11 protein-coding genes are annotated in these 14,059 nt (G+C 59.5%); 7 read left to right on the forward strand and 4 right to left on the reverse strand.

From position 1 onward, the window contains the following. Positions 1–29: 29 nt before the first annotated feature. The 5 genes from IPM89_05730 to IPM89_05750 all read left to right on the forward strand — a co-directional run bounded on the left by IPM89_05730 (position 30) and on the right by IPM89_05750 (position 5,504). On the forward strand, positions 30–686 hold the full coding sequence (locus IPM89_05730; protein QQS55306.1) for a CBS domain-containing protein: 657 nt from the start codon (positions 30–32) through the stop codon (positions 684–686). Between the two features lie 66 nt (positions 687–752). After that, complete coding sequence (locus IPM89_05735) at positions 753–2,060, forward strand: phenylacetate--CoA ligase (protein ID QQS55307.1); 1,308 nt, start codon at positions 753–755, stop codon at positions 2,058–2,060. Between the two features lie 124 nt (positions 2,061–2,184). After that, positions 2,185–4,086 (forward strand): polyhydroxyalkanoic acid synthase, encoded by a 1,902-nt coding sequence (locus IPM89_05740; protein ID QQS55308.1) that lies wholly within the window; start codon positions 2,185–2,187, stop codon positions 4,084–4,086. 3 nt (positions 4,087–4,089) lie between these two features. Next, on the forward strand, positions 4,090–4,797 hold the full coding sequence (locus IPM89_05745; protein ID QQS55309.1) for a VWA domain-containing protein: 708 nt from the start codon (positions 4,090–4,092) through the stop codon (positions 4,795–4,797). 8 nt (positions 4,798–4,805) lie between these two features. Beyond that, on the forward strand, positions 4,806–5,504 hold the full coding sequence (locus tag IPM89_05750) for a DnaJ domain-containing protein (GenBank protein QQS55310.1): 699 nt from the start codon (positions 4,806–4,808) through the stop codon (positions 5,502–5,504). Between the two features lie 5 nt (positions 5,505–5,509). Here the strand turns inward: IPM89_05750 and IPM89_05755 are convergent, their stop codons facing one another. Beyond that, on the reverse strand, positions 5,510–6,631 hold the full coding sequence (locus tag IPM89_05755; GenBank protein QQS55311.1) for a 3-deoxy-7-phosphoheptulonate synthase: 1,122 nt from the start codon (positions 6,629–6,631) through the stop codon (positions 5,510–5,512). A 111-nt stretch (positions 6,632–6,742) separates the two neighbouring features. Between IPM89_05755 and IPM89_05760 the strand changes: the two genes are divergently transcribed. Beyond that, positions 6,743–8,098 (forward strand): MATE family efflux transporter, encoded by a 1,356-nt coding sequence (locus tag IPM89_05760; GenBank protein ID QQS55312.1) that lies wholly within the window; start codon positions 6,743–6,745, stop codon positions 8,096–8,098. Here IPM89_05760 and serS read toward each other — a convergent pair. After that, positions 8,079–9,362 carry a serine--tRNA ligase gene (gene serS, locus IPM89_05765; GenBank protein ID QQS55313.1) on the reverse strand — a complete coding sequence of 428 codons (1,284 nt, stop codon included), beginning with the start codon at positions 9,360–9,362 and terminating at the stop codon, positions 8,079–8,081. The two genes, IPM89_05760 and serS, sit on opposite strands and share 20 nt — an antisense overlap. A gap of 148 nt (positions 9,363–9,510) precedes the next feature. Then, a complete protein-coding gene (locus IPM89_05770) occupies positions 9,511–10,713 on the reverse strand; it encodes an acetyl-CoA C-acyltransferase (protein ID QQS55314.1) in 1,203 nt (400 codons plus the stop codon). A 481-nt stretch (positions 10,714–11,194) separates the two neighbouring features. On the opposite strand from IPM89_05770, the gene IPM89_05775 reads away from it, so the two are divergent. Further along, positions 11,195–12,763, forward strand: coding sequence for a hypothetical protein (locus IPM89_05775; GenBank protein ID QQS55315.1), 1,569 nt, complete (start codon positions 11,195–11,197; stop codon positions 12,761–12,763). Between the two features lie 23 nt (positions 12,764–12,786). Here the strand turns inward: IPM89_05775 and IPM89_05780 are convergent, their stop codons facing one another. After that, positions 12,787–14,025, reverse strand: a complete 1,239-nt coding sequence (locus tag IPM89_05780) for a 6-phosphofructokinase (GenBank protein ID QQS55316.1) — start codon at positions 14,023–14,025, stop codon at positions 12,787–12,789. Positions 14,026–14,059 lie beyond the last annotated feature (34 nt).

The following is a 14,059-nucleotide window of genomic DNA, read 5'->3' on the forward strand; positions in this document are numbered from 1 at the left end:
GATTGCCCTCCCCTTACCGGACAGGCACCATGTATGTAGACCGGATCATGACCCGCGAAGTGGTGTGGGTCGCCGAGGAGACCCGCCTGCCGCAACTGGCGGCACTGATGCGCGACCACCGCATCCGCCATCTACCGGTCGTGCGCGACAGCCATCTGGTCGGACTGATCACCTCCCACGACCTCGAACGGGTTTCGCCCTCGTCGGTCACCACCCTGTCGGTCGGCGAGGCCAACTATCTATTGGGCAAGCTCAGCGCCGCCAAGGTCATGCGCACCAGGATCATCACCTGCGCGCCCGATACCCTGGTCGAGGAAGCCGCGCGCCTGCTTCGCCAGGAAAAGATCGGTTGCCTGCCGGTGGTAACGGAAAGCGGCGAATTGGTGGGTATCGTCACCCATGAAGATCTACTGGATTTTTTCCTGGACATCACCGGATGCCTGATGTGGGACACCGCCCGCATCGCCGTGCATCTACCCGATACCATTGGTCAATTGGGCAAGCTGCTGGCCGCGATCAACGACGCTGGTGGCTACATCGCCACCGTCGTCTCGCCCCCACACCCCGATCAAAGCGGTCTGCGCGTGGCGGTGGTGCGCTACCGCGCCGGCGACCCGCGCGCCCTGAACCGAAGGCTGAGAGAACTGGGATACGAACTGCTCGCCGAAACTCTGCCAGCGGCTTGAAGCGTCGGGAAATCCGCCCTTTGCCCCCCAACCCTTTCTTAACACGGAACAATGGAACCGAGCCCCATGATTCTTGATATCGAACAGGAAACCCTGCCGCGCGAAGAACTCCAGAACCTGCAACTGCACCGGTTGCGCGCCACCGTTGAGCGCTGTTATCAGACGGTCGCCTACTACCGTGAAGCCATGGATGAACTCGGCGTCAGGCCGAGCCATATCCAGTCCGTGGCCGACGTCCGGCTGTTGCCATTCACCAAGAAGGAAAACCTGCGCGAGAATTACCCCTTCGGCATGTTCGCCGTCCCCACCGATCAGGTGGTGCGCATCCACGCCTCCAGCGGTACCACCGGCAAGCCCACGGTGGTTGGCTACACCCACCGCGACATTCGCACTTGGGCGCGAGTGATGGCCCGCAGTCTGGCCGCCGCCGGGATGCGGCCCGGCGATCGCCTGCACAACGCTTACGGCTACGGGCTGTTCACCGGCGGATTGGGGTTGCACTATGGCGCCGAGGAACTGGGCGTTATGGTCACCCCGATTTCCGGTGGCCAAACCCAGCGCCAGATCATGCTGATGCGGGATTTCGAACCTACCGGCCTGTCCTGCACACCGTCCTACGCCCTCAACCTCGCCGAAACCGCCGAGGACATGAACGTGGATCTGCGCAAGTTGTCACTCAAGGTCGGCGTGTTCGGCGCCGAGCCCTGGACCGAGGAAATGCGCTACGAGCTGGAATCGCGGCTGGGCATCGATGCGATCGACATTTACGGTCTGTCCGAGGTGATCGGCCCCGGCGTGGGGATCGAGTGCCTCGAAGCCAAGGATGGCCTGCATGTGTTCGAGGATCACTTCCTGATCGAAGCGGTCGATGTCAATACGGGTCAGCCGATTCCCTACGGTGAACCGGGTGAGATCGTCATCACCTCGCTGACCAAGGAAGCCTTTCCAGTCATCCGCTATCGCACCCGCGACATCTCGGTGCTCAACCCCGCGCCCTGCCGCTGCGGCCGGACCCACGTTCGCATGCAGCGCGTTACCGGGCGCACCGACGACATGCTGATTATCCGCGGAGTCAACGTGTTCCCTTCACAGGTCGAGGCGATCCTCATGCAGACCGAAACGCTGTCGCCGTTTTACCAACTGGAAATATCCCGCGAGAATAATCTCGACCTGCTGACGGTCAATGTGGAAGGCAGCCCGCCGCTGGTCGCCCAAGGTCGGGACGCGATGGATCGGGTGGCGCTCAAGGCTCAGAAGGACATCAAGGATTTCATCGGCGTAACCGCCAAGGTCGTGGTTAAGACCATCGGCGAAATTCCCCGTTCCGAAGGTAAGGCCGTGCGGGTGGTGGACCACCGCAAGCAGCGCAAGTAAAGCGCTGGATACAAGCCGGTCCCGGTTTGCGTTACACTGTGAGGGCGGTGCGAGCAACGGCGGACCTGCCGCTTCCATCGCTGTCCGGCACCGCGTGATCCTCGTATCCGTGAGGTGTGCAATTATGTCTGATTCCAAGCAAACCACCCCGGTTTCCCCCGTCCAAACAGCGACGCCCGAGCAGCCGGCCACCCCTGAAATCAAGCCTGCCCCCAAACCGATTCGTTCCTGGCTCGGTCCGTCTGGCCAAAAGGCCTCGGCGCACCGCGCCTATGGCATCGAGCGCTCGTTCCTCGGCAACCACATTCCCGAAACCATCGACCGGATGGTCAGCGCCAACCTTGCTCGCGGTACGGCCGGCACCTCACCAGCGGTGCTGGCCATGGCCTACCTCGACTGGTTGATGCATTTGGGCCTTTCTCCGGGCAAACAGGCGCTGCTGAACGAAAAAGCGATTCGAAAGATGGTGCGGCTGGCACTGTACGCGTTCAAGGCGAGCCAGAATCCGGAGATCCCACCCTCCATCGAGCCTCTGTCTCAGGACCACCGTTTCGATAGCGAAAGCTGGCGGCAATGGCCCTACAATCTCATTTCGCAGTCGTTTCTGCTGACTCAGCAATGGTGGCACAACGCCACGACCCATATCCGCGGTGTCGATAAACAGAATGAAGCGATTATCTCCTTCGTGACGCGGCAGATCCTCGATATGTTCTCGCCTTCCAACTCGCCACTCACCAACCCGGAGATCCTCAAGGCCACCATGGAGGAAGGGGGTCAAAACCTGGTCCGTGGCTGGACCAACTTTATGGCCGATATGGAAAAGGTAGTGGCCGGTAAGCAGTTGGGCACCGAGGCGGAGCAATTCGTGGTCGGCCGCGATGTAGCCGTCACTCCGGGTAAAGTGATCTTCCGTAACCACTTGATCGAACTGATCCAATATCAGCCAACTACCGCTCAGGTGTACGCTGAGCCGATCCTGGTGGTGCCGGCCTGGATCATGAAGTACTACATTCTCGACCTGTCGCCGCATAACTCCATGATCAAGTACCTGGTGGAACAAGGCCATACGGTCTTCATGATCTCCTGGAAAAACCCGACCGCCGCGGATCGCGACCTCGGCATGGACGATTACCAGCAGTATGGCGTGATGGCGGCGCTGGACGCCATTTCCACGATTTTGCCCGGATGCAAGGTCCACACAGTTGGCTATTGCCTCGGTGGCACCTTGCTAACGCTCACCGCCGCCACCATGGCCCGCGACGGCGATCATCGACTTAAGACCCTGACCCTGTTCGCGGCTCAGACCGATTTCACCGAAGCGGGTGAACTGCTGTTGTTCATCAACGAAAGTCAGGTCTCCTTCCTGGAAGACATGATGTGGGATCAGGGCTATTTGGATGCCGACCAGATGGTGGGCGCCTTCCAAATGTTGCGCTCCAACGATCTAATCTGGTCGCGGATAGTCCATGATTATTTGCTGGGCCGCCGTCAGCCGCTCAACGATCTGATGGCCTGGAACGCCGATCAGACCCGGATGCCATTCCGCATGCACTCCGAATATCTGCGGCATATCTTCCTCGGCAACGAGCTCGCCACCGGCCATTATAAAGTCGATGACCGGACCATCTCCATCACGGACATCCGCGCGCCGGTCTTTACGGTTGCCACCGAACAGGATCACGTCGCGCCCTGGCGGTCGGTCTATAAGATCAACCTGCTGGCGGATGCCGATGAAGTGACTTTCCTGTTGACTAGCGGTGGCCACAACGCCGGTATCGTTAGTGAACCGGGTCATCGGCGGCGCAGCTTCCAGGCCGCCTGCCGCAGCGACCAAGACCGCTACATCGATCCGGAGACCTGGCAGGCGACCGTACCCAAGCAGGAAGGCTCATGGTGGCCAGCTTGGGAGGCGTGGCTGGTCAAACATTCGGCGGCGCATCAGGTCTCGCCCCCACCGATGGGTATGCCGGGAAAAGGGCTGTACCCGATTTGCGAGGCACCGGGCACCTACGTGTTGCAGAAGTAGCAAATGACGGATCAGGATTTACCCTTCTCGCTCTCCCTGCCGCGCTCCACGGAGAGCGAGGTCGCCCGATTCCTGCGGGCGGCAGCCCGCACTCCCGTCGCCGCGCAACCGCGTGGCCGACTGATTTTCGCCCTGGATGCCACCGCCAGCCGCCAGCCAACTTGGGATCGAGCCTGCCAGTGGCAAGGGGATATGTTCGCGGCGACGGCGGAGATCGGTGGGCTGGCCCTGCAGCTGGTCTGGTACCGGGGCCATGGTGAGTTTCAGGTCGAACCGTGGCTGACCGACTCCGCCGACCTGAAGCGACGCATGACTTCGGTGCAATGCCGGGGTGGCTTGACCCAGATCGGTCGGGTGCTGGAACACGCCACTCGCGAAACCCGGCTGCATCGGGTTAACGCCTTGGTTCTGGTTGGCGATTGCCTGGAAGAGCCGGTTGATCCCCTTTGCCATCAGGCCGGTCAACTGGGGTTGTTGGGAGTGCCGGCCTTTGTCTTTCAGGAAGGTAATGATTCCGACGCCGCGTTGGGTTTCCGGGAAATCGCCCGGCTGGCACACGGCGCCTACTGCGTCTTCGATAGCGGCAGCGCCCGGCAATTGCGCGAGTTGCTCGCCGCCGTGGCGGTCTATGCCGCGGGAGGGCGTCCGGCGCTGGAAGAATTCAGCCGACACCGTGGCGATCTAATCCGGCAGTTAACCCGCCAGATCTGAGAAGATTGATGCTGATTCGCATGCTGCTGGTCGCGGCCGTGTTGACCGGCCTGTACTTGTTGGTCCGCCGGCTACGCCGGTCGGGGTCGGGCGCCCGCTTGCCGCGCATGTTGGCGGCGGCTGGAATTGCCGGCTTCCTGTTACTGTTGACCCTGCGCGGCGGCGCTGAGATCGCCGTGCCGTTGCTCGCCGTGCTGGCGCCATTTCTGGTTCGCTGGTTGAAGCTTCCCTCCCCGGCTTCAGCCGGTCAGAGCACCGGTCCAGACCAATCCGCCGTTACAACCCGCTTCCTGGTCATGACGCTCGATCATGCCTCCGGTGTCATGTCTGGCTCGGTTCGCGCCGGCCGGTTCGTCGGTCGTTCCCTGCAAGACCTGATCCTCCCGGAACTGTTGGAACTCTGGCGGGAGTGTCAGTCCGATCCGCAGTCGGCGGCGGTGCTGGAAGCCTATCTGGATCGTCATGTCGATGCGGGTTGGCGCGAACAGGCGGACATTGGGCGGAAAGGTTGGACGCAAGCCACGAAAAACGATCATATGGACCAGGCTGAAGCCTATCGGATCCTCGATCTGCAACCCGGCGCCAGCCACGACGCAATCCAGGCTGCCTACCGTCGTTTGATCCAGCGGGTTCATCCTGATCAGGGCGGCTCCAGTTATCTGGCCGCGCGGATCAACCAGGCACGGGACCTCTTGCTTCGCCGGTAGGAACTTCAGTGTTGGCCGTGCCGCTGGCGGCTGAGCGCCAGCCGCTTCTCGTAACATTCCCGCGCCAAAGCAAGATCATCCAGGAACCAGCCCAGTTCGCTCAATAATAGGGCTTGCGGGCCATCCACCAACGCCTTGGTCGGTTCCGGATGGAAATCCACCAGCACCATGTTGGCACCGGCTATCACGCCCTGTGCGGCGGCGTGCATCAGATCCAGAATCCCGTCCGGAGAATGCTCGCGCGAACCGACCGAATGCGAGGGATCGACGCATACCGGCATGCGGGTCAGCCGCTTGATTACCGGTACTTGACTGAAATCCACCAGGTTGCGGTGTGGGTCGCCCATGTTGGTTTTCACCCCGCGCAGGCAAAATACCACCCGTGAATTGCCCTCGCTGGCTAGATACTCGGCGGCGTTGAGCGACTCGTTCAGGGTGATGCCGAACCCCCGCTTGAACAGCACTGGAAATTCTTGCTGGCGCCCCACCGCTTTCAGTAACTCGAAATTCTGCGTGTTGCGCGTGCCGATTTGCACCATGACTCCCGTGGGTCGTCCGGCCTGCTCCAGGCTTTCATGGATTTCCGTTAGATGATCCTCGTGGGTGATCTCCATGGCGATGACCTTGATGCCGTATTGGCCCGCCAGATCGAATACATATGGCAGACAATCCTTACCATGTCCTTGAAAGGAATAGGGATTGGTGCGAGGTTTGTAAGCGCCCATCCGTGTGCAGGTCTGTCCGTGGTCCCGCAGGGCCGCGAGCATCTGCTCCACATGTTCGGGAGTATCCACGGCACACAGCCCGGCGAAGATATTCAGGGTGTCCTGACCGAATCGGATGCCGTTGTATTCGAAGCCGTTGGTGCGTTTCTCGTCCTGGTGCCGGCCCAGAATACGGTACTCTTCGGATACCCGGATGACCCGTTCCACCCCCGGCAAGGCATGAAGATCCTCGGTCGACAAGGTTTTGGTGTCACCGATCAGGTAAATCTCGGTGAGCGCCTGTTGTGCACCCTGCACCTTATGAACACGCATGGTGATGCCTGGCATCCGGGACAGATGGTCGAGCGTTATCCGATACGCTTCGGAGATCTCCGTAATGTTTGGATCCAGAATGATGATCATGGCGTTGTTTGCACCTGAATGGAGTGGCCAGAGCCTCTTTTCCCGGGGGGACGCCATACTATCATCGCTCGATGGGAACGCCAGTGTCTTCATTAGTCGGATCGCGCCACCATGAGTCGCCGGCCATCGCCACTTTTCAGTCTCCGCTTGCGCGGCGAACTTGCTGCCCTGCTTCGGATTGGCGGCCCGCTGGTAGCCGCTCAGTTGGTACAGACGGCGATGGGGTTTTTCGATACGGTCATGATGGGCCGGGTTGGGCCGATTGAGCTCGCCGCGGTGGCCATCGGGACTGGACTGTGGCACGCCCTGTTCTTGTTCGCGCTGGGTATCCTGATGGCGCTTAGCCCCTCCGTGGCCCAACTCAACGGTGCTGGTCGAATCGCCGCGATCGCACCGCTGGTTCGGCAGGCGTTGTGGCTGGGGGCAGCCTTGGGTTTGTTTTGCTGGGTGACGTTGCGTCAGATGGAGGCTGGATTGACCTTGTTGGGCATCGAATCGGTTATCGTGCCCATTGCCGGCGATTACTTGCGGGCGCTGTCTTGGGGGATGCCGCCAATCTTCGTCTATATGGGTCTGCGCTTGTTTAGTGAAGGGGTCGCTCGAACCCGTCCGGTTCTGCTGGTCAGTCTGCTGGGGTTGGCGGTCGATGTTTCAGCCAACTACATACTGATTTTCGGTCATTGGGGTTTTCCGCCCATGGGTGCGCTGGGCTGCGGGATTGCAACCGCTCTTGGCATGTGGACGATGCTGGCGGGTATGATCGTCGTGATGTGCTTGGATACCCACTATCACCGCTATGGCTTGTTTCGACAATGGACTTGGCCATGTTGGCGGGAATTGCGACCGTTGATGGCCTTGGGATTACCTATTGGGATCGGGCTGTTTTTGGAAACCGCCATTTTCGCCACCGTCGCCCTGTTGCTGGGCCGGCTCGGCGCGGTGGCGGCGGCCGCGCATCAGGTGGCTTTGAATGTAGCGGCCATGACCTTCATGATCCCACTGGGCTTGAGTATGGCCACCACTGTGCGGGTGGGACATGCCATGGGTGCTGGCGATTCACGCGCGGCCCGATTCAGCGGCTTGATCGGTATCGTCCTATCCGGTTTGTTCATGGCGGCCATGGCGGTACTGATCTTCATCGGCCATCGAACGATAGCGCGTTTCTATACCGATGATGCCGCGGTGGTGGCGGTGGCGGCGGATTTGTTGCAATTGGCCGCGCTATTCCAGATTTCCGATGGCTTGCAGGTGGGGGCGCTAGGCGCGCTGCGTGGTCTTAAGGACACCCGGCTGCCCTTGGTGATTGTATTGGTTGCTTATTGGCTGCTGGCCTTTCCGCTGGCTTGTCTGGGAGTTCGCGAGGGTTTGGGACCAGCCGGTCCGTGGCTGGGTTTGATCGTGGGTCTGACTGTGGCCGCCGTGCTGCTGAACCTGCGGTTCTGGCGGCTTAGCGCCCGTCGGGGATGATGGTTTCCAGCCCTTTCAGGTAAGGTTTGAGCACCTCGGGAACTTGAATGTGGCCTCGCTCGTCTTGGTAGTTCTCGATCACCGCCACCAAGGTTCTGCCCACCGCCAGGCCGGAGCCGTTCAGCGTGTGAACCAATTCCGGTTTTCCCGTGGCGGGATTGCGCCAGCGGGCTTGTAGTCGTCGGGCCTGAAAATCCTCGAAATTGCTGCATGAGGAGATTTCCCGATATTTTTGTTGCCCGGGTAGCCAGACTTCCAGATCGTAGGTTTTAGCCGAGGCGAAGCCGATGTCACCTGTGCAAAGGGCCATGACCCGGTAAGGGAGTTCCAGCCGCTGCAACACGGTCTCGGCGTGGCTGGTCAGCGCTTCCAGCGCTGCGTAGGAGTCTTCGGGACAGACCATTTGTACCAGTTCCACCTTTTCGAACTGGTGCTGGCGGATCATGCCGCGCACGTCCTTGCCGTAGGAACCGGCCTCGCTGCGAAAGCAGGGGGTGTGTGCGACGTAGCGCAGCGGGAGGCGGTCGGCTTCGAGGATATCGCCGCGCGCCAGGTTAGTGACGGGGACTTCCGCGGTGGGGATGAGGTAGTAGCTTAGATCGCCACTGAGTTTAAACAGGTCGGATTCGAATTTTGGTAGTTGTCCGGTGCCGCGCAGGCTATCAGCGTTGACCAGGTAGGGTACATAGACTTCTCGATAGCCGTGTTCCTGCGTGTGCAGGTCGAGCATGAACTGGGTCAACGCCCGCTGCAATCGAGCCAGCTGGCCTTGGATGACCACGAATCGGGCTCCGGTTAGTTTGGCCGCCGCCTCGAAGTTCAGACCACCGTCCGCGCCCAAGTCCACATGATCGCGCGGTTCGAATGGAAGTTGGCGTGGCTCTCCCCAACGACGGATTTCGACATTGTCGGAATCGCGACTACCGCTCGGGGTGCTGTCGTGAGGCGTGTTGGGAATTTCCAGTTGGAGAGCGAGTAACTGGAGCTGCATGGCGTCCAGCTCACTTTCGGCTTGTTTGAGTTCGTCGCCGAGGGAGGCGATTTCGTTGAGTAACGGCTGGATATCCTGTCCGCTGGCCTTGGCGCGACCGATGGTCTTGGAGCGGATGTTGCGCTCGTTCTGTAGTTCCTGTGTTCGAATTTGCAGATTCTTGCGCTGGGTTTCCAGGGTGCTGATGAACTCTACGTCCAGCGTGTAACCGCGCCGGGCTAGTTTAGTGGCGGTTTGTTCCGGTTCGCTTCTGAGGAGTTTGGGGTCCAGCATAGAGGTGTGATGATCCTGTGTTTGGTTATTTGGCTGGGGCGGGATTATATCGGAGTTGAAGGCATGGATTTTAGATGATGATATAAATACGGGATTTTGATAAGGCGGCCCTTTCAGGCCGCCTTATGGCGCAAAAACTCAGGTCAATTTAGACGTCGCGGGTCCACAGCGAGGCCATCGACGGACCCGTGCCGACACACAAGGAAGCGCCACCCATGCTCTTGCCTTGCCGTTCCAGCTCATAGTACAGACTGACCACGATACGCAGGCCAGTCGAACCGACCGGATGGCCCAGGGCAATGCCGGATCCGTTGAAGTTGCAGTTATCCGGAGTCAGGCTCATCCCCTGCTCTTTCAGCATCCGCCCAACGCCCAACCACTGCGCGGCGAAGGCTTCGTTAACTTCCCAGTAATCGATGTCTTCAAACTTCAAACCGGCCTGCTTGAGGCACTTCGGAATCGCCACCGCCGGACCCAGCCCCATGACTTCCGCCTCGATGCCGGCGTTGCAGATGCCGACCAGCTTCATCAAGGGCTTGATACCCAATTCCTTGGCCTTGTCCAGAGACATGACGACCACCGCGCTGGCGCCATCATTGATGCTGGAGGCGTTGGCGGCGGTGACCACGCCATCTTTCTTGAAGGCCGGCTTCAGCTTGCCAACACTTTCCATGCTGGCGTTGGGGATAAAGTTTTCGTCGGTATCGAAGAAAGTTGAACCCTTTCTGGACTTGAGTTCGACCGGCACGATCTCGCGCTTGAAAACGCCTTCCTTGGTGGCGGTGGTGCAACGAGTGTGGCTGATCAACGCCAGTTCATCGCATTCCTGGCGGGTAATGCCGTACTTGGTCGCGACGTTTTCCGCCGTCATGGCCATGTGACCGGGCACCAGTTCGTCGAACAGGCCGTCATGAATCATGCTGTCTTCGATGTTGCCCTGCCCCATCCGGTAGCCCATGCGGCCCTTGGGCAGCAGGTAGGGCGCATTGGTCATGCTCTCAACGCCGACCGCCAAGCCGATTTCGGTCTGGCCCAACATGATGTTATGGCAAGCGATCTCCAGCGCGCGCATGCCGGACGTGCAATTCTGGTTGACCGATACGGCGCTGCTGTGGGCGGGCAAGCCAACCCGCATGCTCACCTGGCGGGCCGGCAGGGAGCCCTGCATCCCGGTGTACAGTTGGCCCATGCAGATTTCGTCGATCTTGTCGGCTGGAACGCCAGACCGTTCGATCGCACCCTTGGCCGCGGTTATCGCCAGATCGCGAGCCGATACGTCCTTGAGGCTGCCCATGAATTTACCGATCGCCGTGCGAGCGGCGCTGACAATCACGACTTCTTTAAGAGCCATTAGTTACTCCTCGGATTTTGTGTAGTGACGGTAGTTGCGCGTTGGCTCGGTCCTGTCCCCGACCTTGTTGCCGAAGTCTCCTACCTTGTGTGTCCACGCGTACTTGCGGTAGCGCGTGAACGGACGTTGGAAAGTAAAGCTTAACTTTGGCGTATGTCAATTTTTCCTGTTGTCTGGTAAAAAATATGATGATATAAAACGCGCCTCACAGAAGGTTCTGGTTTAGCTATATTTATTATGAGCGTAAATAATAACCATGTTGTTGGTCTGGTTATTAAGCCGTCATGCTCGGTCTTGACGCAACGCATCCATGACCAGCATGGAGAATCCATCGCCAATGCACTCTAAATACCCTTTACTAATCGGGTTGTCATTTTATCTAGTGGCCATCATGATAACCGGTAGCGAGTAAGCTACTCTTCCGACTGGATTCATCGGTTCAACGCCTTGGCCAGATTGGCGGAGCCAAAGAGATACCGTCATGACCCTTGAAAAAGACCCGAAGCCGTTTGTGGCGACGGGCACCATCAACGACCATGAATTCACTTATCTAACCGGCAAACGCGCCCGCCGTTTGTTGCAACTGGCACGGCTATTTTCGACGAAAAACTCAAATTCCGGCTATGTAAGCCGCATTTTTATAGGTGATTTATTATCTCAATCCATTCAACTGGAAGAATTTCTTGATGCTTATGGCGCGCGCAACAACCACCGTTGGTCCCGGTTTCGATCGCTGACCGCCACCATCAAGCTATTTGCCGACGTCTGTTACAAACTGCTCCACATCAAGCACTCTCTGCCATCCTACCAGCTGTTGCCCATCGACCGGGACTTCGCCGTAAGCACCGCCCGGTCGCTGGAACTCATCCGCGAAATCCTGGCCACGGCAACCCATGGGATTATCGTGCAGGCTGCTCGTCTGAACCTGCCGGTCCCGGTCGACGACACCGCGATAGAGCAATTCACCGAACACCTCCCCTCCGGTCGTCTGGCGCGAGACCGAGCCACGCGCAAGGTCAAGAGTGCCGCGGAAACCGTCACCCAACTCGCCACCGCCTATCTGAATCTGGCCGCCGAGAGCGAGCTTCTGAACATCGTCGAGAAGACCGATCCAGCGGAATATTCCGCCTGCTTTCCGGATCCCGTCAGCGAGGACAATCTGCGCTTTTTGAAATTCCGCTTTCACAGCCTTCAATCTCTTTACGACACCCACGTCTCCGAGACCGAAGTCGAAGGCATGGATGCAGGCTTACCGATCTTGCGTGGTCATGTCAGCGTGGTTTATCACCTATTGGAAATCGCTACCCAGCTGGTCCACTATTACGAGCGTCACCTCAATATAGACACAGGCGACTCTTCATTGCGGCGCAAGCCAGTCATCGCGCCCCAAACTCTGCTGGCCATGCTCATGAATTATGCAATCGCTTTTGCGGGGCTTTACCTCAATCAGGGACGATCCCTGTCGTATACCATGCTCAGACGGTATGCCGAAGTGGGAAGGGTTACGGTACCTGTTCCTTGCTACAGAGGATTACACGTCCGACCAGCCACTCTGATCGCGAAAATCGTGCGCCATTACGGCAGCGACATACACATGGAGTTGGACGGCCAATCCTACGATGCCAGTTTGCCCATGGATATTTTCAGGGCCAACGAGAAGATCAACGCCAGAAAAAGGCGTTGGTTGATTCTGGAAATCGGTTACTTTCCGTTACCGGCCGGCAACTTGAACGACCGGCAAATCCAAACCATCATCCGGGATGTCGTATTCAAACTGGCCGAACAGGGTAAGCTCTTTCTCTACCAACAGCCACTGCAACTCTCGCACGAATTCGATCGAACCGGGATCCTGCTGGAAAACATCACCGCCGAAATCGCCCATTTGCTGGCCACCGGCCAGATCGATATCAGGACCGACCTGACCATTGCGTTCACCGGCGACAAACGGGTCTTGAGCGACCTGCTGTTGTTGGCCCAATCCGGCTACGGCGAAGATTGTTTCGGTAACAACATCGCCCTGCCCAAGGAACTGGCCTACCTGCGCCGCTAGGCCAACAGGCGGCGAGAACCCGATCAGTCGCCCAGCTTGACCATTGGCGCCCACAACCGCTCCAGGCGGGGCAGATCGTCGCCGAGCAGCGGCCGCAGATAGCCGCGGAATGCCTCGGTCACCCCGTTGCCCTCGGCGTTGATGAACGTGTCGGGCAGGTGCCGGGTCTGGGCGGCGATCGCGTTCAGCTCGGCCAGTTCGTACCTTGCCACGTAATCCCCAACGCGCTTGATCACCACCGAACCGCTTATGTTGTGCCCGCAGGCGTAATGGACCGCCTTCTCGCCCACCTCGCGCGCCTCGCGAGCGTCCACGCTGGATACCACGCCCGGAAACGAGCGCTGCAAATAACCGAAGGTATCCGCGCGCACCCGCTTGATGCCCAGTCGCTTCTGCACGATATCGGCCAGTTCGTCGGCCAGCGCGCCGCCGGAAAGCTGGATGTTGCCGTGGGCATCGGCCCGCGGTTCGCGGCCCGCCTTGCGCATCAGCTCGGCCGCGAGCGGAACTTCCCTGCCCTGCCCGTCCCGGCTCGCCCACACCCCTTCCGAAATCGCCACGACGCAGCGGCCCTGTTGCTGGTGCGCGCGGTCGATGTCGGCGAGATAGCGCTCGATCGAAAATGGCCGCTCCGGCAGGTAAATCAGGTGTGGACCGTCGTCGTCGTGCCGACCGGCCAGCGCCGCGGCCGCCGTCAGCCAGCCGGCATGACGGCCCATGACCACACCGATATAGACCCCTGGCAACGCCATCATATCGGCGTTGATCCCGCTGAAGGCACCAGCGACGAAGCGGGCGGCGGAAGGATAACCGGGGCAGTGGTCGTTAACCGGCAGATCGTTGTCGATGGTCTTCGGAATGTGGATGGCCCGTAGTTCATGACCTTCCCGGCTGGCGTATTCGTTGACGATCCGCACGGTGTCGGACGAATCGTTGCCGCCGATGTAGAAAAAATAGCGGACATCGTGCTTTCTGAATACCTGAAAAATACGCTGGCAGTACGCCGCGTCCGGCTTGTCGCGGGTGGAACCCAACGCCGAAGAAGGAGTGTGGGCAACCCGTTCGAGATTGTGAGTGGTCGCCTCGGACAGATCGACGAAGGTTTCGGCGACGATACCGCGCACCCCGTGGCGCGCACCCCAGACTCGGGTGACCTCTGGAAACTTGCGCGCCTCCAGCGCCGCGCCGACCAAGCTCTGATTGATCACCGCCGTCGGACCGCCACCTTGGGCGATCACGACTTTACCCGTTAATCGACTCATAAACACGCTCCCAGTGGTTCGTTTGCAACGCCTC

The sequence above is a fragment of the Candidatus Competibacteraceae bacterium genome (assembly GCA_016699715.1).
Lineage (GTDB): Bacteria > Pseudomonadota > Gammaproteobacteria > Competibacterales > Competibacteraceae > Competibacter.